Annotated in this window: 23 protein-coding genes and 1 pseudogene; 13 read left to right on the top strand and 11 right to left on the bottom strand. The window is 62.3% G+C overall.

Annotated elements, in window-relative coordinates; all coding sequences use genetic code 11:
• The first annotated feature begins 65 nt into the window (after positions 1-65).
• Positions 66-1196: a replication initiator protein A gene (locus tag EQG66_RS13405; RefSeq protein WP_020819382.1), complete on the top strand. Its 1131-nt coding sequence runs from the start codon at positions 66-68 to the stop codon at positions 1194-1196.
• A gap of 1939 nt (positions 1197-3135) precedes the next feature.
• Here EQG66_RS13405 and EQG66_RS13410 read toward each other — a convergent pair.
• Positions 3136-4170: a hypothetical protein gene (locus EQG66_RS13410; protein WP_025160827.1), complete on the bottom strand. Its 1035-nt coding sequence runs from the start codon at positions 4168-4170 to the stop codon at positions 3136-3138.
• A gap of 158 nt (positions 4171-4328) precedes the next feature.
• Here EQG66_RS13410 and EQG66_RS13415 point away from each other — a divergent pair, with 158 nt between their 5' ends.
• The 5 genes from EQG66_RS13415 to EQG66_RS13435 all read left to right on the top strand — a co-directional run bounded on the left by EQG66_RS13415 (position 4329) and on the right by EQG66_RS13435 (position 7940).
• Complete coding sequence (locus tag EQG66_RS13415) at positions 4329-4610, top strand: hypothetical protein (protein WP_020819380.1); 282 nt, start codon at positions 4329-4331, stop codon at positions 4608-4610.
• Positions 4607-5017: a type II toxin-antitoxin system VapC family toxin gene (locus EQG66_RS13420; protein WP_020819379.1), complete on the top strand. Its 411-nt coding sequence runs from the start codon at positions 4607-4609 to the stop codon at positions 5015-5017. The genes EQG66_RS13415 and EQG66_RS13420 overlap by 4 nt, the downstream gene beginning before the upstream one ends.
• A gap of 58 nt (positions 5018-5075) precedes the next feature.
• Complete coding sequence (locus EQG66_RS13425; protein WP_020819378.1) at positions 5076-5366, top strand: hypothetical protein; 291 nt, start codon at positions 5076-5078, stop codon at positions 5364-5366.
• 13 nt (positions 5367-5379) lie between these two features.
• Positions 5380-6507 carry a tyrosine-type recombinase/integrase gene (locus tag EQG66_RS13430; protein ID WP_020819377.1) on the top strand — a complete coding sequence of 376 codons (1128 nt, stop codon included), beginning with the start codon at positions 5380-5382 and terminating at the stop codon, positions 6505-6507.
• A 197-nt stretch (positions 6508-6704) separates the two neighbouring features.
• Complete coding sequence (locus tag EQG66_RS13435; protein WP_051585721.1) at positions 6705-7940, top strand: NnrS family protein; 1236 nt, start codon at positions 6705-6707, stop codon at positions 7938-7940.
• Positions 7941-8081: 141 nt separating this feature from the next.
• Here the strand turns inward: EQG66_RS13435 and EQG66_RS15645 are convergent, their stop codons facing one another.
• The 3 genes and pseudogenes from EQG66_RS15645 to EQG66_RS13450 form a co-directional block, all read right to left on the bottom strand.
• Complete coding sequence (locus tag EQG66_RS15645) at positions 8082-8399, bottom strand: ATP-binding protein (RefSeq protein WP_037487314.1); 318 nt, start codon at positions 8397-8399, stop codon at positions 8082-8084.
• A 58-nt stretch (positions 8400-8457) separates the two neighbouring features.
• Positions 8458-8685: pseudogene (locus EQG66_RS15770) on the bottom strand (response regulator); the annotation flags it as partial.
• 1 nt (position 8686) lies between these two features.
• Complete coding sequence (locus tag EQG66_RS13450; protein ID WP_066521301.1) at positions 8687-9082, bottom strand: PepSY domain-containing protein; 396 nt, start codon at positions 9080-9082, stop codon at positions 8687-8689.
• A gap of 152 nt (positions 9083-9234) precedes the next feature.
• On the opposite strand from EQG66_RS13450, the gene EQG66_RS13455 reads away from it, so the two are divergent.
• Positions 9235-9588, top strand: coding sequence for a hypothetical protein (locus EQG66_RS13455; RefSeq protein WP_037487485.1), 354 nt, complete (start codon positions 9235-9237; stop codon positions 9586-9588).
• Positions 9589-9687: 99 nt separating this feature from the next.
• Here EQG66_RS13455 and EQG66_RS13460 read toward each other — a convergent pair whose 3' ends face one another.
• Entirely contained in the window at positions 9688-9975 is a 288-nt protein-coding gene (locus tag EQG66_RS13460) for a TFIIB-type zinc ribbon-containing protein (protein ID WP_129405084.1), read from the bottom strand.
• Positions 9976-10478: 503 nt separating this feature from the next.
• Here EQG66_RS13460 and EQG66_RS13465 point away from each other — a divergent pair.
• From EQG66_RS13465 to EQG66_RS13480, 4 genes are all read left to right on the top strand, one after another.
• Complete coding sequence (locus tag EQG66_RS13465) at positions 10479-11243, top strand: TerC family protein (protein ID WP_037487488.1); 765 nt, start codon at positions 10479-10481, stop codon at positions 11241-11243.
• Positions 11244-11489: 246 nt separating this feature from the next.
• Entirely contained in the window at positions 11490-11855 is a 366-nt protein-coding gene (gene tnpA / locus EQG66_RS13470; RefSeq protein ID WP_037486794.1) for an IS66-like element accessory protein TnpA, read from the top strand.
• Positions 11852-12199 carry an IS66 family insertion sequence element accessory protein TnpB gene (gene tnpB / locus EQG66_RS13475; RefSeq protein ID WP_037486792.1) on the top strand — a complete coding sequence of 116 codons (348 nt, stop codon included), beginning with the start codon at positions 11852-11854 and terminating at the stop codon, positions 12197-12199. Before tnpA ends, tnpB begins: the two co-directional genes overlap by 4 nt.
• A 60-nt stretch (positions 12200-12259) precedes the next feature.
• Positions 12260-12472: a hypothetical protein gene (locus EQG66_RS13480; RefSeq protein ID WP_129405079.1), complete on the top strand. Its 213-nt coding sequence runs from the start codon at positions 12260-12262 to the stop codon at positions 12470-12472.
• 123 nt (positions 12473-12595) lie between these two features.
• Here EQG66_RS13480 and EQG66_RS13485 read toward each other — a convergent pair whose 3' ends face one another.
• The gene (locus tag EQG66_RS13485) at positions 12596-13969 is read right to left on the bottom strand and encodes a DUF7986 domain-containing protein (protein ID WP_031293519.1); all 1374 of its coding nucleotides are present in this window, start codon (positions 13967-13969) and stop codon (positions 12596-12598) included.
• The gene (locus tag EQG66_RS13490; protein WP_013849886.1) at positions 13970-14539 is read right to left on the bottom strand and encodes a recombinase family protein; all 570 of its coding nucleotides are present in this window, start codon (positions 14537-14539) and stop codon (positions 13970-13972) included. It abuts the gene before it with no gap.
• A 140-nt stretch (positions 14540-14679) separates the two neighbouring features.
• On the opposite strand from EQG66_RS13490, the gene EQG66_RS13495 reads away from it, so the two are divergent.
• Positions 14680-17649, top strand: a complete 2970-nt coding sequence (locus EQG66_RS13495; protein ID WP_015449292.1) for a Tn3 family transposase — start codon at positions 14680-14682, stop codon at positions 17647-17649.
• Between the two features lie 48 nt (positions 17650-17697).
• Here the strand turns inward: EQG66_RS13495 and EQG66_RS13500 are convergent, their stop codons facing one another.
• The 4 genes from EQG66_RS13500 to EQG66_RS13515 form a co-directional block, all read right to left on the bottom strand.
• Positions 17698-18276, bottom strand: coding sequence for a site-specific integrase (locus EQG66_RS13500; protein WP_245988095.1), 579 nt, complete (start codon positions 18274-18276; stop codon positions 17698-17700).
• Positions 18277-18662: 386 nt separating this feature from the next.
• Complete coding sequence (locus EQG66_RS13505) at positions 18663-19793, bottom strand: tyrosine-type recombinase/integrase (protein WP_245988096.1); 1131 nt, start codon at positions 19791-19793, stop codon at positions 18663-18665.
• Between the two features lie 134 nt (positions 19794-19927).
• A complete protein-coding gene (locus EQG66_RS13510) occupies positions 19928-20341 on the bottom strand; it encodes a type II toxin-antitoxin system VapC family toxin (RefSeq protein ID WP_129405081.1) in 414 nt (137 codons plus the stop codon).
• Positions 20341-20631, bottom strand: a complete 291-nt coding sequence (locus EQG66_RS13515; protein ID WP_129405082.1) for a FitA-like ribbon-helix-helix domain-containing protein — start codon at positions 20629-20631, stop codon at positions 20341-20343. The genes EQG66_RS13510 and EQG66_RS13515 overlap by 1 nt, the downstream gene beginning before the upstream one ends.
• A gap of 160 nt (positions 20632-20791) precedes the next feature.
• Here EQG66_RS13515 and EQG66_RS13520 point away from each other — a divergent pair, with 160 nt between their 5' ends.
• A complete protein-coding gene (locus tag EQG66_RS13520) occupies positions 20792-21037 on the top strand; it encodes a hypothetical protein (protein ID WP_129405083.1) in 246 nt (81 codons plus the stop codon).
• Positions 21038-21157: the final 120 nt, after the last annotated feature.

The raw sequence follows: 21157 nt of genomic DNA on the forward strand, positions 1-21157 counted from the left end.
AATCTTTTATTTTCAAATCGTTATGATGGAGTAAAACGCGTTTTACGCGTGTTGCAGGACATGAGATGCCACAGGACTACCGCGAAGACGGTCAAGTAGACCTCTTTCTGCCGCAACTGACGGCACTGCCGCTTCGCGACCAGCGCGAAACGATGGAACGCCCATTCTTTTCCCTGTCCAAGCGCAAGCGCCTGAAGCCGATCGACTATGTCAGTCCGGACCGAAAAGTTACCGTCCATGTTTCGGCCAACTCGGAATATGGCCTCGCCACGATCTACGATCTCGACATCCTGATCTACTGCGCCTCGGTGCTCATCGAACATAAGCGCCGCGGTGCGAACGACATTCCGCAAACCTTGAACGTCGTGCCCTACGACATGCTCAGGACACTCAAACGCGAGGTCGGCGGCCGAGCCTATGACTTGCTGGGCAATGCGCTTGACCGTCTGCAGTCAACCACGGTGAAGACCAATATCCGCTCGGGCGACGCTGTCGAAACCACTTTCTCCTGGATCGACAGCTACAGTCAGCTCAAGGACCGCACGGGCAACGTGCGAGGTATGCGCATCACCCTCGCCAAGTGGTTTTACGACGGCGTGCTGATGGAAGGCGGCGTCCTCGCGATCGATCCCGCCTATTTCTCGCTCACCGGGGGGAGAGAACGCTGGCTGTACCGGGTTGCGCGCAAGCACGCCGGCGGCGCCGGAACGGACGGCTTCGCGATCTCCATGCCGACGCTGTTCGAAAAATCGGGCGCGGAAGGTGACTATCGTCGCTTCAAATTCGAGATGACCAAGATCGTCCGGGAAAACGCGCTGCCGGGTTACGCGCTCGAACTGGAATTGCGCGCAGAGGCCGAACCGTTCCTGCGCATGGTCAGGCGCAACCTCACGAGCGAACCCGGAGCCCCCTCCCCTGCCCTGGTCCAGACTGCACCCACGCCTGGCCGGGCTACTCCTTCCGCACAAGACAAGGCGATCGACGAACCGCCGATCGCCTTCCCGGAATATGGACATATCGCCCATAGCGCCTTTGGCGCCATCGCACGGGCCAACCTGCCCGAACCGCAGCGTGACCACGGCATGGTCGCCGACGACTTTCGGTCATTCCTGAGGCAGCGCGAAATCGCATACGACGCCAGGAACATCACGCAGATCTTCGCAACATTCTGTTCGAAGCAACGCGCGGCGCTGTAGCGCGCTACAGCGCCGCTTCGAACAGCGCGGCCTTTCAGGAACAACCTTCCGCTACCCGAGTTGCGCATAGTTCTTGCGTTCCTGAAGTACCGACGGACAAGGGCCGGCAGTTGCGCGGCCCCTCCCCACCGAGCACCCCGTCCTACCGGGACGCTATCCCATAGAATATGAGATCTCAGCCATGACGCGGGGCTCAGCGGCCGGGCGTTGCCGCCATTATTTTCGCCTATTACGCTGTGCGGGCCGAAGTCACAGCCACCTTGGCCAAGCCGTTACGTCCTTCCGGGCCAGGCTCGGGCATCGATCATCCCACCAGTTGACCGGCGCCGGGTACATCAGGAACGCGGACACCCTTTCGATCATCGCACGTCGTTTCCAAGCAACCAGGATATAAGCCGGATAAAGCAGATGGCGGGTCAATCTCGTGCCGGCGCTTCCTGGAACGAGAGGGAAGGGAAGGGGGGGAACGCTGCGATCGTTCATCGAGATCGGCTCCGCGGCAATCGATCAGGCGTTCCTGAAATACCGTGCGGAGGAAAACTCCGCCGCCTCGGTCCGCCATGGCAGACGAGATCAAACGGCCGAGCCCAATAGGCGGCCGTTCCCAAAGTACCGCGCCATCGACGTGTATTCACGCCTCGCCAGGCCCGGAGATGATGGCCCGGCGACCGCCGTTTCAAGCGCCCGGCAGCCAGTCATTGAAGTTCAAACCAGAGCGAAACTCCGCTCCAGAGGCTGGCCGCCTGTCTCGATCGGCCCTTCGTTCCTAATATACCGTGGGAGAGTCGGGAGGCCTTGCCGATTTCCCGGCCAGCAAGTGCCCGAGTGTCATGATCGCGGCTACAAGAGTGGCTATCAACTGTGTCCGCCTGTGTCGTCAGGAAGCTCAAAACTCCGGGAAATCAGGGATGTAGCATCGAGTAAAACGCGTTTTACCGCCCTTTCCGCCCCGATCTCCAATGACCCGCCCACACGGTATTTCAGGAACGGCGCACGGTACATTGGGAACCGAATCACGGTCCAATGGGAACACCGCACAGGGTATTTCAGGAACGGTCAGACGGTATTACGGGAACGCGCTGAATTCCCCGACTCGTGATGAATCCATGAGTCGCGTCCGGCGCATCCACAGCCTAACTTTCTATCTTTATTTCTAAAGGAATTAACGGCGCCTGCGGCGCTTCTCCCTTTCTTTGAAAAGATTGAAGGGGGAGGGGACGCCATCGGCAAGCACCGAACACAATGACAAGGCCCAGTGCCCGATCTCGCACGAGCATAGAGCATCCAGAGGATGGCGTTCAACATCCGCTGCCGAACCGTGCATCGCCCGCCTCCCGATCAATCAGCGCGACAACACTCGACGATGCGCACTCGAAGCTGGTCCCATCATCTTGGCTACCCTGCCTTGATTCCCGCGGACGATGGCGGACGAGATCCCGGTTCACCTCATCCTGTCGCCTGACCTACCTCATCACCGGGTCTGCCTCGACGCCTTCGAAAGAATCGAATGTCGGCGAGCCCAGATCGAAGTCCAAACTCTCGAGGGCCTGTTGGAAGCCTGGATCTACCTCGATGCTGAACGTCTGCCATCGAACGGGCATCCAGCTGGCGTAGCGCTCACGCGACATCACCTCGTTCGATCAGCTTGTGAAATGTTAGGGTACATACCGCCGAAGCCAGGGTGCTTCATATCCAGCGCACCCGTCAAAATCGGAACAAACCGAGAAATAGTCCTAAAACGCCGCCAGAGCCTTACCAGGCGCTTTTGGGCCTTCTGGCATCCACGGCCTCATGAATAGCGTCAAATCGCTCTGTGCGGGCGTCTGGCTGGGCCGTATTTTGGGCCAGTTGTCACAAGTTTGTGATCAAAATCAGAGCGCACATGATTGTGAACCCCACTTGCTCCCACCGCAAATTCGCATTTGATTCGCAACACCTGTCATGGCGACGAAAGCTTTGGCCCGCGCGCGCTTGTAAGCAGCTTGTCGATGGCGGCCATTTCCTGATCAAATGCATCGAAAGCCACGGTGAGGTCGCGGCTCGCGGGCAGGGGAGGGGGCTCCTTCGCCGGACGGCCGCGCTTCGGTGCTGCATAACCGAATTCGACCGCAAGGTCCGGTGGCAGAAACAGCCGCCAGCTGCGCCGCTGGGTAATCTCGACCAGAAGATCCGCGGCGACGGCCCGCTCCAGCAGCTTGCTCGCTCCGGCGACGCTGAGGGCCAGCGCATCGGCAACTCCCTGGGGCGATAGCAGCGGGCGATGATGCGTGAGCGCGAGCAGCCGGGGGAGGGCGCCCGGACGGAACGCTTCGACGATCGCGCGTTGGGCGTTGCGATGAAATTTCTCCAGATCGTGAAGCCGTTCCAGACCCTCGCGCGCCGATCGTTCGAGCGCCCGCAACACCGCCAGCCAATCATCGGCGTCGGGTTTGCGCTTCAGCCGGAACGCCTTGGCGCCGCCGGCGAGGCAGGGGAGGGTGCTCGCGGAGAGGCCGCTATCGCGTAGCGCGAACGGCAGGCCGAGCCAGGGCAGGATGCCGCCATCCGCCAGCGCGTGTTGGCGGACCTGATCGAGCGCGCGGACGAGGGCAGGGTGCTGCGTGGCAACCGCCGGCGCGCTGATGGCGGTGGGCAGCGTATCGCGCCAGGCGAGCGGGTCGGGATCGGCGAGCGCCGCGGCCCACGCATCGAAGCGGTCGAACAGGTCGAGGGTGGTCGAGCGCAGCGGCCGGCCGGGGATCTGGAGCCCGCAACCCCAGGAAAATACGTCGATTTCGTCGACCTCGGCCGATTGCAGTTGCAGCGCCCGCGCATAGCCTGACCAGGTAGCCCGCCGGTTCCATGCCGAGGCGGCGGAACTGACGGAAATTCGGGCATCCAGGCGAGAAATGGACGCGGTGCAAGACGCTATGGCTGCCGCCATTTGTGGGGTATAATCGGGGCCATAAGAGGCGGGCGAGGGCATGTCAGCCATGCCCAATAGTGAACTGAAAGCAAAGTTCAGTAAAGTATGCCCGGATGCCTAGTGTTGATAATGGATCGTTATCAACATTAGATGAACCGTGCTTGCGCTGTAGCAGCACGGCCACTATAATCAGGGGCCGATCAAATCTGAACCGTAGGAGTGCCGTCGTGGCTACTGCCGCCCATCATCCGCCGCGCCGCAAACAGCGCGCCATCACCATCCGCTCCGATCATGCGCTCAAGCGCCTCGAACTGCTCGCCCGCGACGGCCGCAGCCAGGTTGAAATTATCGAAGAGGCGCTGGACCGGATGCCGCTGCCAAAGGAAAAGGACCGAGACGCGTTCCTTGCGGAGATTAGGGCGATCCAAGCGCGCGTCCCCAAGCGAACATATCCGACCATGGCGGAGATTGACGCCGAGCTTTGGGACGAGGACGGGTTGCCCCGATGATCATTGATACTTCGGCGCTGATCGCGGTGCTGACGGGCGAGGAGGGCAGTGAGGCGCTGGTCGAGGCGATCGTCGCCGAACGAGGCGGAATTCCGGCACCCGCCATGGTTGAGTTTGTGCGTGTCGCGAGCAACCAGCGATTTGGTCTGCGGGCCGAAGCTGAGGATATGCTTGCCAAGTTCGAACGCCGCGGCTGCGCGACACTGGCGTTCACGCATGACCACGCGAGGATCGCAAACGAAGCCGAACCGCTTTACGGTTCTGGGAACGGCAATGGCGGACCGCTCAACCTGCTCGACCTTATGGTCTATGCTGTGGCCAGAGAACGCGGCGAGCCGCTGCTGTGCACGGGCAAGGATTTCGCGGTGACGGATATCGCGCTTCACAAGGCCAGTCGGCCTTGGTGAAAGTGGACCAAGAAGCCTGAATGCGCTCGCGGCCAACGGCTAGAGCACGGAGAAGTCAATGGACGAACATGCCGCAGAAGGTAAGCTCACCGCGCTGGTAACGGATTATGCGCGAAGCCGGGCAGTTGCCGTATCGCGCGGAGAAGAAACGCCGGGGTTGGCGGCATTGCTCGTCGGCCGCTACGGCCGCGGCATCTACGACGCGGCGGACGTGCTGCTCGGGAGGCCAGCCGCGCAGCGCATCGTCGAGATCCTCGATCGCGAGGTGATGGCGATCGACCCCGAATGGCGGCGCCACGATCAGGATCGTTGGAGGGCGCGTCCTGCCGATCTGACAGGGGGCGCGTGACGAGACGCTCCCGATGACGCTTTCGGCAGCCATGGACGTGCGCGATGGCGCTGTGCTCGACTTGGTGGTGCGCGACGTGCGCGACCTGGTCGGTGCATCTGCGCCGATCGATGCGGAACTTGTGTCTGCTGCCGTCCGGGGCTGGTCGCATAATACACGCCGCGCGTTCCGATCGGACCTGACCATCTGGGGACAATGGTGCCGCCGCAATCGCCTCGACCCGCCGTCGGCCAAGCCACACGACGTCTCCCGCTGGGTTCGATCGCTTGCTGGGCTCGAGCTGTCCGACGAAACGATTCGGGCGATGGCGACGATTGAACGCTACATCGTAAACGTCGGTTGGGCATACCGAATGGCGGGCATTGCCGATCCCACCGCCGCACCGCTGGTCAAGCTCGAGATGAAAGCGGCGCGCAAATCGCTCGGCGTCCGCCAGCGCCAGGCGCGCGCGCTGCGCTTCAAGGGTGACATCGCGGATCTCGACAGCCCGCCGTCGGGCGTTTGCCTTGTCCATCTCCTGAAGGCATGCCGTCGGGACGAGCTGGGCTTGCGGGACGCCGCCCTGCTGCGCGTGGCCTATGACGCCGGGGCGCGCCGGTCCGAGTTGGTGGCGATCGAGGTCGGACATATCGAAGGGCCGGACAGCGATGGCGCGGGCACGCTGTTCATTCCGTCGAGCAAGACCGACCGGGAAGGGGAGGGGGCCTATGCCTATCTTTCGCCTGCGACGATGGATGCGATCGCGAGATGGCGCGAGAAGGCAGGCATCCGCAAAGGACCGCTGTTCCGCCGGGTCGAAACGCATTTTGATGGGTCGGTCGCGGCGATCGGCACCGAACGGCTGCACCCCAACAGCATCACGCTCATCTACAGGCGGGTCATTCGGGCCGCCTGGGCAAAGAAGCTGCTCGGGCCGATCTCGGAAGCGGAGCTGGAACGCTGGGTATCGGCGGTATCGTCGCATTCGATCCGGGTGGGGGTCGCGCAGGACAATTTCGCGGCGGGGGAGGCTCTGCCTGCAATCATGCAGGCGTACCGCTGGCGCGATCCCAAGACCGTGATGCGGTATGGCGCCAGGCTCGCGACCAGGAGCGGGGCAAGTGCACGGCTCGCCGCGCGCTTTTCAAAGGAGCACGCCTGACCAAGCGCCGCATTGCGCCGTAGGCGTATCGCGGTTGCCGCATCCGCTGCGAAATGCAGCTTTCTCACCTCGAGAGATCCGCCAGCGGAGCGGAACGGGCCAGGCCTCTTACCCGGCCTGTCATCATCGTGATCGCCTGGGCGGAAAAAATGTTCTAGTTTCGTCTCGTGACGTCGAGAGGAGCGCTCGTCAGGAAGATGACGATCAATCAGGCGACATCGACAAGAGGCGAGCAGATGCTCGCGTTGCGGCGCGCCCGAATGGCTGCCTCGCCCCCGATCCTGCGAGGTGCTTTCCGGCCGTTCTTCTTCCTGGGGCCGCTCTGGGCCGTTGCCGCGCTGACTTTGTGGCTGCTCACCCTGGCGGGCGAGATTGTTCTCCCCACGGTCCTCGACCCGCTCGCGTGGCATCGACACGAAATGCTGTTCGGCTTTGTGGGCGCGGTCATCGCGGGATTCCTCCTGACGGCCATTCCGAACTGGACAGGCCGCCTTCCCATTGCGGGGATGCCCCTCGCCATGTTGACCGGTCTCTGGTTGATGGGACGACTTGGCGTCCTCTTTTCCGCGTTGACTGGACCGGTCGTTGCGGCGGCAATTGATGTCGGCTTTTACTGCGTGCTTGCGGCGGTTGCCGCGCGCGAGGTGATTGCGGCGAAAAACCGCAACCTTCCCGTCGTAGCTCTGGTTCTCCTGTTCGGAATTGCAAATGCGCTCGATCATGCGGCAGGCGCGGGAGTGATAGGCGATCCCGACCTTGGGTGGCGGGCGGCAATCACGCTGGTCGTTTTGATGATTTCGCTCATTGGCGGGCGCATCATCCCGTCGTTCACGCGCAACTGGATGGCGAAGCAAGGAATGAAGGACGGGCTCCCCGGCCAACCGACGCGCTTCGATCTGGTGGTCATCGGAGTAACCGGGATTGCCTTGTTGGTCTGGACCGTTTCTCCCGAGGCGCGCGTCGTGCCCTGGCTGCTCTCGGCGTCCGGTGCGCTTCAATTGGTCCGAATGTCGAGGTGGCGAGGCTGGCGGACGCTGCGCGATCCGCTCGTGCTCATCCTCCATATCGGTTATCTCTGGATACCGACAGGCTTGCTTCTGATCGCCGCTGTCGGGTTTGGGGCTCTTGTCTCCCGTTCGGCCGCAATTCACGCCCTCACCGCTGGTGCCATGGCGACGATGATCCTAGCCGTGATGTCACGCGCTACCCTGGGACATACCGGGCGGCCATTGAAGGCCGATGCGGGGACCGTGCTCGCATATACTCTGATTACATTCGGCGCGTTGCTACGTATCGGAGCACCAAGCGGCGTATTCGATTACAATGTGGGCATGGAAATCGCCGGGCTCTGTTGGGGCGGTGCGTTCCTTGTCTTTCTTGCCGTCTATGGACCGATGCTCTTTGCCGCGAGGGTCGACAACCCTTCAGGTTAGAACTGAAGTCAGCTTTCAGCGTGGGCTTCGCTAAGCTGTTGGCTCCGATTGTCAGCCTCGGCGTCAGCATTCATTGGCGATCTGTTCATCGCGGATACGCGTGGATCAGGTGTGCTGGAGTATCAGCCGTCCGCTTGGCTATCACTCATTCCATTTCAGAAGCACGGAAAGGCCGCCGCTTGCATTGGATCGCAAGGACAGCTCGCCACCGCTCGCCTCGACGATTTCCCGGGCGATTGAGAGGCCGAGGCCGTGATTTTGGCCCCGTTCGTCAAGGCGCACACCGCGCTCGAGCACGGCCGAATGAAGATGAAGCGGAATACCGGGGCCATCGTCGTTCACCTCGATCCAGCGGCCCTTCCCGTCCGATCCGGCAAGCACCTCGACTGTCGCGCTGGCGTAGCGCGCCGCATTTTCGACGATGGCCCCCAATGCCTCGAGCGCGGCTTCGACGCTCATCGGCGCCAACCTCGATGCCTTCCACCTTGTCGAGCCATGCGCCGCGTGCCGAAAGGATGATGATCGGAAATGTCCTCCCTTCACTTCGCCAGCGCTTGAGAACGGTCAGGCCATCAAGGCGGGGAAGGCCGAGATCCAGCACCACCACGTCATAATCCTCATCCCCGCCCATCACCCACGCCTTCTCCCCATCTTCCGCGTGATCGACCGTGAATCCGGCGCGGGCAAGGGCGTCCGACAGGCCCTTGGCGATTGCTTCATCATCTTCAACCAGCAGCAGGCGCATTTCAGTCTTCTTCGAGTTCGCGGATCGTGCCGCTTCGCGCGTCGATCTTCATCTCGATCGAACGGCTGTCGGCAGTGAGGATCGTTATTTCATACTCAGGTGTGCCGTCGTCGTCTTCCAATTCGACATCGATGACGTCACCGGCGACCCGACGTTGCGCGATCTTGAGGATGCGTTCGAGGGGGAGCAGCGATGGATCGAGGGACCGGGACGGCGCCTGTTCCGTGCCGGCCGCGACAATCGCGACCTGTTCTTGAGAGCCGGCACCTTCTTCGGCGGGGGAGGGGGGCGGCGGCGGGAGGGGGGCCCTGTTCTCCGGCACGTCCGGCTGGCGCGCCGGATTTGCCTGGTCGCCTGCGCCGCCGCCATCACAGGCGCTCAGCAGCGCCAGGACCATCGCTACCAATGTTCGATGCCGGGGACCCATGGAGTAAGATCTGCCTGATCGGTCCTGACACCCCGCTGACGGCCCGGGTTGGATCGCTGTCAGGCAGCGGGGGGCATGTTGGACGGGTCATCGCCAAGGTGACTCGATCAGGAGACACGAGAATGAAACGGAGCTTGTTGGCTGTAGCGCTTGGCGCCGCGGGCGTAGGAGGTATCGTCGTTGCTTCGACAGCGCTGGCGGAACCGGTGCCGGCCGCGGCGAAGAATCAGCCATTTTTTGCCAACGCGCACTGGGACGACGATTTCGACGAGCGGCGCCGCTTTGGCCCAATGCGTGTACCGAATGTCGATGCAGTCAAGCGCGCAGGAATAGTCGATGTGGTGGAAATCGAACGGGACGACGGGCGTCTCGAAGTCGAAGGCTTCGACGCACAGGGCCGGGAGATCACGCTGCACATGGACCGGCGGGGACAGCGCGTCCTGTCGGTGCGTCGTGACCGCGACTGGGACGATTGAGTCGGCTGTTCTGCGAGGCAAGCCGGAAGGGACCGACGCTCAGTTGAGCGTCGGTCAAGCCCGCAGCACGTGGCAGCTTCTGCTTGGGCCTCGAAGCGGCTAGTCGAACAATTCTTCGAGGAAGGACTTGCGCCGCTTGTACGGTTTGTGGCCGTATCCTGCCTGGTGCCCCCAAGGCGCGGTGGGCTGCGGTGACGGCGGCACAGGCGCCGCAGTCTGTGCAGGCGCATCGCGAGCGCTGCGTTCGATGATCTTGTCGAGCTCGCCACGATCGAGCCAGACTCCGCGGCACTGCGGACAATAATCGATTTCGACGCCTTGGCGCTCGCTCATCACGAGCGGAACGGCGCACACGGGACATGGCATACCAGCCCCTGGATTCGTCATATCAGGACTCCCAGTATCTAGGGCTCGATTGGGGATCAGGAAATTTCCGACCTGCACCGAGCCAAACTCGATGCGGTCCGACATCGCAACCGCTTCAGGCGATCGCCAGAGGGGCCCGGCCCGCGTCCGAGATAATGGAGGGGAAGCATCAGGATTTCAATGGTCGCATCTCCTAGTGAGGTTGAGGGGGCCGCTGGGCGCTGGAGATGTCTCTCGCGAACGCGAACAGACCGGCCCGCGCCAAAGCAGCCTTCTCTTGAATCTGCCGCTGCTTCGTATAGCTTTGCGATCATGCGGGCCGGGCCCCTCTGACGATCCGAGGATGATCGTGATGTCGGACCGCATCGAGTGCGCTCGATGCCGGTCCGGAAATCATTTTTCATGGCACATGGCAGACCGCTCGTTCGACAAGGTCAGGCGAGGAATGCTGTGATGTTCGATCATGTTGATCTTCCGCGATCGCGAGACACGCGCGACCGTGCGGGAGGCATTTCATGACATTGATGGAGGGATTTGCGGCGCTCGCGACGGAGCCCGCAGCGTGGGCGGCACTCGCGACGCTCGTCGCGATGGAGGTGGTGCTCGGCATCGATAACCTCATCTTCATCTCGATCCTCAGCAACAAGCTGCCGGAGCAGCATCGCGTGCGCGCAAGAAGAGTGGGTATCGGCCTTGCGCTGGGCCTGCGCCTTCTATTGCTTGCGTCGGTGGCCTGGATTGTTCAGCTGACACAGCCGGTAGTCTCCGCGTTCGGGCACGGTTTCTCCTGGCGGGATATGATCCTGATCGCAGGCGGCCTGTTCCTGGTGTGGAAGGCGACAAAGGAAATCCATCACAACATCGATCCGGTCCCCAATGACGACCTCTTCGATACCCGAACAGTGGGTATCGGTTTCGCTGCGGCGATAGGTCAGATCATCATGCTGGATCTCGTATTCTCGATCGACAGCATCATCACGGCGGTGGGTATGACCGACAACATCGCAATCATGGTCATCGCTGTCGTCGTTGCCGTGGGCGTGATGTTGTTCGCAGCAACGCCCTTATCGAACTTCATCGGCCAAAATCCGACGGTGGTAATGCTCGCCCTCGCGTTCCTCATGCTGATCGGCACCACCCTGATCGCGGAAGGGTTCGGCGCGCATGTGCCGAAGGGCTATATCTATGCGGCCATGGCCTTTTCGGCGGCTGTCGAGACGCTGAACATCTTTGCGCGCCGGCGCCAGGCTCGTTCCGCTCCGCCGGTGGATGCGCGCGATGCGCGTTGAGGTCGCGGGCGCGGGACATCGACGCCGCTGATGCATCGGGGGTGAACAGAGACATTGAACAGAAGGAGAGAATGACGGTGCGTGATATTCTGCTGCAGGCGAACAGCCATCCCGAACCGACGCCGGCCTGGGCGATCGAACGGTATCCCTCCGGCGGGGGCCGTCTTGCATGGTTCGCGAGCGTGGGTGAGATCGTCCTGGTGCAAGTAATGTTATTTGCATCGGTATTAGCGACGGCTCGGTGTGATGACGCAAGTGACGGTGATAACGGGTGTCGAGCGTCGCCGCACCTGGACGGACGATCAGAAGCTGGAGTTGATCGAGGCAACCCTGGAGCCGGGTGCGAACGTGTCGGAGATTGCACGGGCGGCAGATATCGCACCGGCCCAGCTCTATCGCTGGCGCAAGGAGTTGCTCGATCCAGACCCGGAACCGGAGAGCGGCTTCGTGCCGGTGCTGGTCGACGACACGCCGGAGCGCCTGCGGGCCGAACCGACGGTCGATATTGGCTCGGTCGCTATCGAGATCGAGATTGCTGGCGCCGTGGTGCGGATTGCCCCCCATGCACCGCCGGCGCTGGTCACGGCGGCACTGCAGGGGCTGCGCGCGTGATCCCGATTCCAGGACAAGCGCGGATCTGGCTCGCGATGGGGCACACGGATATGCGCCGGGGCATGCTTGGCCTCGCCCGGCAGGTTCAACACGGCCTTCATCAAGACGTGTTCGCGGGCGACCTTTTCATCTTTCGCGGTCGTAAGGGATCCCTATGCAAGATCCTGTGGCACGACGGCATCGGCATGTCCCTCTATGCCAAGCGGCTCGAGCACGGACGGTTCATCTGGCCTTCCGCCAAGGACGGTGCGGTGTGCATTTCGGCCTCGGCGATGTCGTGTTTGCTGGAGGGGATCGACTGGCGCAACCCGCAGGCAACATGGCGTCCGCGGATGGCCGGATAATTACGCTAACGATATAAAAATGCTTCAGGATTCAGCCAGATTCTGCTATCGATCTAGGCGATGGAGAGCGGTGCTTCCCCTGCGGTTTTGAGCCTCGACGAGGCACTTGCTCGGCTTGCTGAAGCCGAGGCCGAAGCGGCCCGCATCAAGGCCATCAACAGCGACCTCGAAGCGCGCAACGCGCTCCTCGAGCTGCAGAACGCAAAGATGCGCCGCGTGTCGGTGCCGGACGTATTCTCCCCAAAAGTGCCGAATGAAAATTCCCCAGTTTGAGGTGAGCGCCAATCCGCTCCGGGGTTAACCCCGGAGCGGATTGGCATCGATCTTGAGGGCATCGCGTGGAAGGTACGCCAGACAACGCTAAGCGAGAACATTTCAAGAACCGCATGATGGCCGTTACCGCCGGAGGTCGCTAAGCCCCAGTTCTTCCCACATCCATGTAAAGTCATAGGTGCCCATCGGATCGGCGGTGCCCGATTTTGCCGCGCCATTTTCGATATATTTGAGCCAGTCGGCTACCTTTACCCGCCCCGCCTTTGTACAGGCCAGAACGCGTGGCGTCTTGTGGCTGAGGGCTGGGACCGGCTCATCGAGCGTTTTCGTATATTCACGGGTCAGCATATCGTGAACGATGCGCTCCATTTCATGCGGTGGAATATCCAGCGCCTCGTCCTGTGGCGTGCGGGCGGCATCGTCGGCCATAACCTGATCGAGCGTCCGGATTTCGGCCATAGGCGCGCTCACGCAATCACCAAGCCATTCGCCCATCTGGGTAATTGCTCGCTCCGCGCGGGCGGCACTGTTTACCTCGACGATCAGCTTGCGCCCTGCCAGTTCCACATTGGCAAAAACCGGCGTGCCGTCATCCATGGTCGTGACGAAGGCCCGCTTGCCTTTGGTCGCTTGCGGCTTCTTGTTCTTCGTCGCTGGTGCCAGCCAGTTCCAGAAACTGTCGCTGGCAGGTTCCAGCCATTGTGCCGCGTTCAGCCTTCGGATCAGGCTCTTGCCGACCACGCCTTTCGCCAGCGGAAAAACGATACGGTGGAACACCAGGTCATCGCCGTCGGCGTTGACCATATCCGGCGCGCTGCCGGGCATGGCCTTGCCCAGACAGTCGAGCAGCCACATGTTCGTGAACATCGGTCCCGATGCTCCCAGAAGCGCGTCCCGATCGGACGGGTCCAATTCCGCAGTGTCCTGAGTTTCGTCGGCAAGTCGGGAAAATGCCTCGACCACTCGCACGGCGCCCTCAGCGCTGAACGGCAACAGCGCTCCGGAAATGCCATGGCGCCCGTTCACGTCGACAACCCTTGCGGCGATCTTGTCCCAGTTGACCAGGGTCTGGGTTGCACCGTGTTCGCGCACCGTCACCGGAGCAACGTCGCGCAGCAGATCGCGCAAGGTCATCGACTGACCAGGCACGACTTCGCTGACCTCATAGAGCGACATGACCGTATCGCGTAACGCGCGCATATAGGCCTTGTTCGGCGCCTTTTCGTTCCAGCCCCGGCGCTTGAGATAGTCATCGACCAGATTGCGACCGTCGGGTTCCAGTTCCTGCGTAAGCAGATCTTCAAAGGCGCAGCCCCATAGCGGCCCTTGCCAGTGATCGCCAATTATCTCGAATATGGCGTCAGGCTCGAGTCCGGTCGCTTCGCTCGCCGGATCGAGATGCGCGGACAGCATTTCGGCCAATGCCTCATCCCATGGCGCGCGATCCGCATATTTCATCAGGCCGGAAAGATCGTGAGCCGATTTCGATCTGGACATTCAGATGGGCCTTTCCACGCCGAGGCGGCGCATTTCTCGATAGATGGTCGATCGGCCGATGCCGAGTTGTCGTGCTGCTTCTGTCGGCGAGATGCTCGCTTCGACCAGTTTGATGGCGGCATGTACCTTGGACATGTCGAGCGGCTGACGGCCGGGCAACTTGCCTTTGGCGCGCGCGGCGGCGATCCCATCCCTGGTTCGCTCGGAGATCAGTCTCCGCTCGAAATGGGCGATGGCCCCGAACACATGGAAGATGAGTTCGCCGGCGGCCGACGATGTGTCGATCTTTTCCTCAAGACTCAGGAGCGCGATGCCCTGGCCGCGTAGCGTCTCGACCGTGGTGAGCAATTCGGCGAGCGAGCGCCCAAGCCGATCGAGGCGGACCACCGCCAGCGTGTCGCCCTTGCGGGCATAGGCGATCAGTTCGGCCAGACCGGGCCGCTCCATGCTCTTGCCCGACATGACGTCGGTGAACACCTTGATCGCGCCGGCCTCCTCCAGACGCATGGTCTGTCCAGCCACGTCCTGATCGCCGGTGCTGACGCGGGCATAACCCAGAATATCGCCCATCCCGTGCGTCTCCCAAACGGTCGTTCTGTGGACGATCTGAAGGGCGATCGCTTCGCCCCATCCATATCCGTCCACATACTATGTCTCTTTACTCATGGCTGTCCATAGGCCCAGATGACCTTTTGTGGACGGGAATCGGAATGACGAAGCGTAAGCATCAACTCCTGACCGAGAGCGAACGCGATCAGATCCTCGCCATCCCGAGCGAGCGCGACCATCTAGCCCGGCTCTACACCTTCGAGCCTTCGGACATCGAGATCATCGGCGCACGACGGGAGCGACGGAACCAGTTGGGTGTCGCGCTGCAACTCGCGCTCTTGCGGCACCCGGGCATCACACTGGCGCAGTTGATACAGGACAAGGGAGCGATACCCCATGATCTCGCCGCCTTCGTCGCGGAACAACTTGGTCTACACGTAACCGACCTGGCCAACTATGCAGCGCGGGATCAGACGATGACGGACCATGCCCGCGAGCTGGCGATGCGAGCGGGCCTTCGTGGACCAACCCGCGCCGACATTCCCTTCATGATCGAAGCGGCCGCGAAAACGGCATGGGCGACCGACAAGGGGATGACGATAGCGATCGGCGTTGTCACCGCCCTTCGCGAGGCCCGGATTCTACTGCCGTCCATCTCCACCATCGAACGCGCCAGTAGTGCGGGACGCGCGCGTGCCCGCAAGCAGGCTGCCTACGCCCTGATCGCTGATCTTAGCGCCGAACAGGTCCACGCCCTCGACCAGGTCTTTGACGACGCCGGCGGCATGAGCCAACTCGCTTCGCTCAAGACCATTCCCGTTGCGGCCAGGCCCGATCACATCCGCCAGATTCTCGACCGCCTGCGGCAAGTGCGGAAGATCGGCATCTCCCCGGACGTGGCTGGCCGCATCCATGCCGACCGATTTCGGCAATATGTCAGGGAAGGCCGCGCTTCGCCTGCCTATATGATCGAGCGATATATTCCCTCCCGACGGCGCGCTACGCTGGTTGCGTTCCTGCTCGACCTCGAGGAACGACTGACCGATAACGCCTTGGAGATGGCGGACAAGCTGATCGGCAGCATCTTCACCCGCGCGAAGAACGCCCAGGCGCGCAGCTATGCCACCACGTCAAAGAATGTGGCGCGGCTGATGCTGATCTTTCGCAGGACAATCGACGCATTGACCGATGCGGTCGATACCGGCGAAGATCCAATGGAGGCCCTGGACGCATCGGTCGGGTGGAACACCCTCCTGAAGGCGAGGCCAGAAGTGGCGACAATCGCGGAAACCGCCAACCTTGATCCGCTGACGGTGGCGGCCGACCGCTATGCGACGTTGCGCAAGTTCGCCCCCGACCTGCTTGAGGCGCTCCAGTTCAGGGCCGGAAAGGGCAGTGCAAAAACGATCGCCGCCATCGAGATGCTGCGCGACCTCAACAGGTCGGGCAAACGCGATCTGCCTGCCGACGCTCCGATGCCCTTCCGCAAGGAATGGCGGAAAATCGTCGTGGGCGATGACGGCAAGATCAACCGGCGTCTCTGGGAAATCGCGACGATCGCGCATCTGCGCAACAAGCTGCGTTCCGGGGATGTCTGGGTGGAGCGATCGGCAGGATACCGCCGGTTCGACAGCTACCTGCTCAGCGAACCCCAGGCGAAGCCGATCGTGTCGGCTCTCGGTCTGCCACCCACAGCCGGCGAATGGCTCGAACAGCGGGGCCGCGAACTTGACTGGCGGCTTAAGAAATTTGCCCAGCGCCTGAAGCGCGACGCTCTGGAGGGTGTGCGATATCGCGACGACCGCCTCCAGATATCCCCCGTTCGCACGATCGCGACGCCCGACGCCGAAGCGCTGGCCGACCGGCTCGATGCCATGATGCCACGCATCCGCATCACCGAGCTACTGCATGAGGTGGCGCAGGAAACCGGCTTTCTTGCGGCGTTCACCAACCTGCGTACCGGCGAGCCGTGTCCCAATGAAAACGCGCTGCTCGCCACGATCCTCGCCGATGCGACCAATCTCGGCCTGTCGCGCATGGCGGCGGCGAGTCAGGGCGTCACGCGCGATCAGCTCCTCTGGACCCATGACGCCTATATCCGCGACGACAGCTACCGCGCGGCGCTGGCCCTCCTCATCAACGCGCACCACCGCCTGCCATTCTCACGAGTATGGGGCGACGGCACCACGTCCAGTTCCGATGGCCAGTTCTTCAGGGCCGCGAAGCGCGGCGCGTCGGGCGGCGATATCAACGCCCGCTATGGCGTCGATCATGGCTTCAGCTTCTACACCCATAATTCTGATCAGCGCGCGCCCTACCACGTCAAAGTGATCTCGGCCGCGACGCATGAGGCGCCCTATGTCCTCGACGGCCTCACCAGCCACGGCACCGATCTCAGGATCGTCGAGCATTACACCGACACCGGCGGGGCGACCGATCATGTCTTCGCCCTGTGCGCGATGCTGGGATTTCGCTTCTGCCCGCGCCTGCGCGACTTCCCCGACAGGCGGCTCGCGCCGATCGCGCCGGTCACGGCCTATCCGTCCATCACCCCGCTGTTGGGCAAGCGTATCCGCACCGACATCATCGGTGAGCAATGGGAAGACGTGCTGCGCCTCGTAGGGTCGATCAAGGCCGGCCATGTCGCGCCATCGGTCATGCTGCGAAAGCTCGCTGCCTACGAACGGCAGAACCAGCTCGATGTCGCGCTACAGGAAATCGGCAAGATCGAGCGGACGCTGTTCATGCTGGACTGGCTAGAAAATCCCGATCTGCGCCGGCGATGCCATGCCGGTCTCAACAACAGCGAGCAGCGCCATGCCCTGACGCAGGCGATCTACACATTCCGCCAGGGCCGCATCATCGACCGCAGCCACGAGGCGCAGCAATATCGGGCGTCCGGCCTCAATCTGCTCGTCGCCGCGATCGTCTATTGGAACACGATCTACATGGATGCCGCCGCCCAGCATCTACGATCAACATCGGTCGCGGTGCCTGATGATCTACTCGCCCATACGTCCCCAGTAGGTTGGGAGCATATTGCTTTCTCGGGCGATTTCCTCTGGGATCGAGCAGCCGCTTCCGCTGGCCGCAAGGCCCTCAATCTGCCGCCGGATAGCCGCGCCGCCTAAGCGTTCGCTGATTGTTCGCCCTTAGCGTTGTTTAGCGTACCATCCACGCTATGCCCTCTCATAGGCAAGACTGATCAGCGCCGCGTCGCGCAGACCGATGATGTCAGTGCCGCACGCGGCCAGCAGCGCCTTGACGGTCACGCCCTCTGGCGGTGCCTGACCCTCCTGCATCGCCTCGCCGAGTCGCAGCGGCGCGGCCTGCTTTTGCCGTTCGCGCTTCTTGCGGCGGATGGCTTTCAGAGTGTCGCGCACCATCCCGGCTTGAGTTGGCAGCGGTTCGCGATCACCGAAGCCGAGGATTCGGTGGATCCGCGCGATCGAGGCGATCCGGCGGGCAAGCGTAGCAGACTTCGCGGGTGGGCGGGTTTCTGAACCCTTGGCCAGCCAGTGCAGATAGTGGACGAGGGTTTCGGGTTCGGCCGGGACTGCGGTGGCGACGGGCCGCCGCGCCTTGCACCAGGCAAGGAAGCAATTGAGATCGGCTGTGATCGCCGACCTGGTCGCCGGCGCCATCGCCGCCACCTCCGCTTCGAGCGCCAGCGGGCTGGCGGCGCGGGTATCGACCAGCAGCGCGTGGCCGCCCAGCACCAGTTCGACCGCGGACGGAAACGGGCGATAAGCGGTCATGCGCGAAGGTCCTGACGGGCAGGTTTCATGGGCACTTTTTACGCCAAAAACGACGTTATCGGCAAGTCCGTTTTTACCATAATATCAGATTATGGAAAATCCGTAATTTTCGTCCTACTCCTGATGAGATACCAAAGTGTCAGTTTAGTGAACTCTTGATTGACAGCGATCGCTGGCCCGGCTAGCCGGATTGAAGCACCGAGAGTGAGGACCATTGCATTGAACAGTGCGATCGACGCCGCCCCTGTCGCCTTCCGTATCGGCCAGATCGACACCCTGGTGTGAACGGACAAAGAAGACTGCATTGCCCGCCCACAGCGTGGAGTTCATGTCAGCCATAATTTACTGCATTCCCCGTATTCACATCTCCCTCGTCCCGACCGCACCTATGCGAGCTTTGCCAGCAAACGCCCCGCAGCGCCGTGCTCGGCGGCGAGATTGCGGTTGTACGCGAGCGGCATGCGCGGAGATTTCCAGCGCAGTGCATCCATGACCCCCGCCAGATCCTCGCCGCTCGCGAACAGGTCCTGATTGAGCCCTATGCGCGTGGAATGCGCGCTAATGCCCTTGAGCAGCCGCGTCAGATCGTCGGCGGTCAGATCGGGGAGTGCGCCGTGATCGAACGCCCGCTGGATGATGGCACGGAAGATCGGTCCGATCGAGCCTGGATGCAGCGCCTTGGTGCCGATGTCATACTCGACCCGCGCCGGCTGCGCCGGTTTGGACAGCGTCTTGCGCAAATCCCATTTTTCGCGGGCGGAGATGCTGTCGATCCGCCGTCCCTTGACGGCGGCCCGCGCCTTGGTGCGGCGAACCTGCACGCGCCGGAACAGAGGCCCCGCGCCGATCCCGGCGGCCTCCGTCCAGGCCACGATCGCCGAGACGGTGCGCGGGCTGAGAAAGGCGGTCGCCCCCTCCCCTTCCGGATCGCCCTTGCTGCGCAGGATATTCAACAGTCGCGCCTCAGGATCGATCGCCTCGACGATCTGCTCGATCGCAACCGCCACCAGCTCGGACGCGCGCAGGCCGGTGTCATAGGCGGTCGACAGCAGCGCGCGATCACGCAGGCCCGGAAGATCGTCAGCGCAGGCTTCGAGCAATGCGCGCACATTGAGCCCGCGCGGCGCGTCGGCTGCGACATCCGCTACCTGCCCCTTGAAGCGCAGCGGGCGCGCCTGGGCCTGGGCTATGCCCTTGTCCCTGCGCACCGCCGCCAGTCGGAGCTTGACCAGGGGAGTCGGCGTCGGATCCTTGAGATCGAGCAATTGGTGGACCTTGGCGATCGACGCCTTGTACCGGCTGAGCGATGCCGGCCTGCTCCCCTTCGCCGCGCGATCGTCAAGATAGTCGGCCACGGTTTCGGGCAGCGCCGGCAGCGCGATGCGATTGTGACCCCGGCACCAGAGATCGAACGCCTCAAGGTCCGACTTGAGCGCGCGGATGCTATGCGGCGACGAGGCCGCCTGGTAGGCGGCGAGCAGCGCCTTGTTAACGACGATTGTCGCGCCGGCGCGCATATTGATCACCGTCCACGACAGCTCGACCACGGGCGCAACGGCCGGCAAGGTGTCCGTCGATACCGGTTCTGCCTGCGCGAGGGATGACTCCGGTGCCAGCAGTCTCTGCGGCCGCGCGACGACGGGCTTGCGCATCAATCGCCCCACGGATTGATGAGGTCGAGACCAGTCGCTTCAAAGTCCCGAATATTTCGCGTGACCAGCGTCAGACCATAGACCGCGGCGATGCCCGCGATCTGCGCATCCATCCGCGACATTGGTCGACCGGCGCGCGCGCTCACGCCGTGCAGTTCGCCCGCCATCTCCGCCGACGCCCGGTCGAAGGCGTAGACGCGCGGACCGAACCGGCTGATCGCCCGCTCGATCGTCCCGAGCAACTCGTCACGCCGCCGACCATCGGGCAACTGCGCAAGGCCCAGGCGCAACTCGAAGATCGCCACGGTCGATATGCCGGCGTCTCCGATATGAAGATTCGCCCAGCGCCGGACGCCGTCATTGGGCGCGCGCTGCGCGAATTCGGAAATGAAATTGGTGTCGACCAGATACATTAGTCGAACGTCGGCAACGGCCGATCGGGCAGTGTTCGCTCGGCGACAATCCGGTCCATGATGTCCGCAAAATCCTCATAGCCCGGACGGGTGATGCGCACCAGCCAGTCGCCGAACGGCTCCTGCGCATCGGGGTTCTGCGCATCGGCGTGCGCGGTCGCGTCGAGAATCTGGCGCAGTTCCTCTTCCAGGCTGTGCTTGTTGCGCATGGCGCGGGCGACGAGGCGCGACTTGGTTTCCTCGGACAGATTGCGGACGACGACGCTGGCGATGACACGGCTCCTTTGCACGGCCTTTTAGCATCGACGCCCTCGTCCCGCAACCATTTTGATTGCTTGCTATCAGATCTAAGCCCAACATTTGCTTATGTGATAAGTGCAATTATCACATGTGCATTTGCAGGACGTCCCAGCACTTGTGCAGTGTTTGGCACTTCACTACACATCAGGCATGGATCCGCTCGCAGAATTTGCTCTTGATGACGACGCTTCCGGCGAAGAGGCCGCGCTGGCCGAGGCGTCCTGCGCGCTTGTTCTGGGACGGCTCGACGGACTGGTCGCGGGCCTCTCAGATGACGAAAAGACGTTGTTTTGCATGCACTTGCTCCGCAAGACACTGATCACCGCGCTGCTGCAATCGGGGTTCACCGATGCCGAAATGCGCTTCGATCACTGGTTCGCAGGGCTCAGTTGTTGATTTTCATTGAGAGTTGACCCGGTGTGGGGAGTAATTTCCACTGAGAAGTGACCCATGTTTGAACGCTTCCCTGTCTTTGGTGATCAGGGGATATTGGAGTGTTGGACATGGCGTTATTGA

It is taken from the genome of Sphingobium fluviale (assembly GCF_004122115.1).
GTDB classification, from domain to species: Bacteria; Pseudomonadota; Alphaproteobacteria; order Sphingomonadales; family Sphingomonadaceae; genus Sphingobium; species Sphingobium fluviale.

Excerpts from the sequence above, each read along its gene's own strand:
- EQG66_RS13405 (WP_020819382.1), top strand. The coding sequence starts at position 66 with ATGCCACAGGACTACCGCGAAGACGGTCAAGTAGACCTCTTTCTGCCG.
- EQG66_RS13410 (WP_025160827.1), bottom strand. The coding sequence starts at position 4,170 with ATGGCTGACATGCCCTCGCCCGCCTCTTATGGCCCCGATTATACCCCA.
- EQG66_RS13420 (WP_020819379.1), top strand. The coding sequence starts at position 4,607 with ATGATCATTGATACTTCGGCGCTGATCGCGGTGCTGACGGGCGAGGAG.
- EQG66_RS13425 (WP_020819378.1), top strand. The coding sequence starts at position 5,076 with ATGGACGAACATGCCGCAGAAGGTAAGCTCACCGCGCTGGTAACGGAT.
- EQG66_RS13430 (WP_020819377.1), top strand. The coding sequence starts at position 5,380 with ATGACGCTTTCGGCAGCCATGGACGTGCGCGATGGCGCTGTGCTCGAC.
- EQG66_RS13435 (WP_051585721.1), top strand. The coding sequence starts at position 6,705 with ATGACGATCAATCAGGCGACATCGACAAGAGGCGAGCAGATGCTCGCG.
- EQG66_RS15645 (WP_037487314.1), bottom strand. The coding sequence starts at position 8,399 with ATGAGCGTCGAAGCCGCGCTCGAGGCATTGGGGGCCATCGTCGAAAAT.
- EQG66_RS13450 (WP_066521301.1), bottom strand. The coding sequence starts at position 9,082 with ATGGTCCTGGCGCTGCTGAGCGCCTGTGATGGCGGCGGCGCAGGCGAC.
- EQG66_RS13455 (WP_037487485.1), top strand. The coding sequence starts at position 9,235 with ATGAAACGGAGCTTGTTGGCTGTAGCGCTTGGCGCCGCGGGCGTAGGA.
- EQG66_RS13460 (WP_129405084.1), bottom strand. The coding sequence starts at position 9,975 with ATGACGAATCCAGGGGCTGGTATGCCATGTCCCGTGTGCGCCGTTCCG.
- EQG66_RS13465 (WP_037487488.1), top strand. The coding sequence starts at position 10,479 with ATGGAGGGATTTGCGGCGCTCGCGACGGAGCCCGCAGCGTGGGCGGCA.
- tnpA (WP_037486794.1), top strand. The coding sequence starts at position 11,490 with ATGACGCAAGTGACGGTGATAACGGGTGTCGAGCGTCGCCGCACCTGG.
- EQG66_RS13480 (WP_129405079.1), top strand. The coding sequence starts at position 12,260 with ATGGAGAGCGGTGCTTCCCCTGCGGTTTTGAGCCTCGACGAGGCACTT.
- EQG66_RS13485 (WP_031293519.1), bottom strand. The coding sequence starts at position 13,969 with ATGTCCAGATCGAAATCGGCTCACGATCTTTCCGGCCTGATGAAATAT.
- EQG66_RS13490 (WP_013849886.1), bottom strand. The coding sequence starts at position 14,539 with ATGGGCGATATTCTGGGTTATGCCCGCGTCAGCACCGGCGATCAGGAC.
- EQG66_RS13495 (WP_015449292.1), top strand. The coding sequence starts at position 14,680 with ATGACGAAGCGTAAGCATCAACTCCTGACCGAGAGCGAACGCGATCAG.
- EQG66_RS13500 (WP_245988095.1), bottom strand. The coding sequence starts at position 18,276 with ATGACCGCTTATCGCCCGTTTCCGTCCGCGGTCGAACTGGTGCTGGGC.
- EQG66_RS13505 (WP_245988096.1), bottom strand. The coding sequence starts at position 19,793 with ATGCGCGCCGGCGCGACAATCGTCGTTAACAAGGCGCTGCTCGCCGCC.
- EQG66_RS13510 (WP_129405081.1), bottom strand. The coding sequence starts at position 20,341 with ATGTATCTGGTCGACACCAATTTCATTTCCGAATTCGCGCAGCGCGCG.
- EQG66_RS13520 (WP_129405083.1), top strand. The coding sequence starts at position 20,792 with ATGGATCCGCTCGCAGAATTTGCTCTTGATGACGACGCTTCCGGCGAA.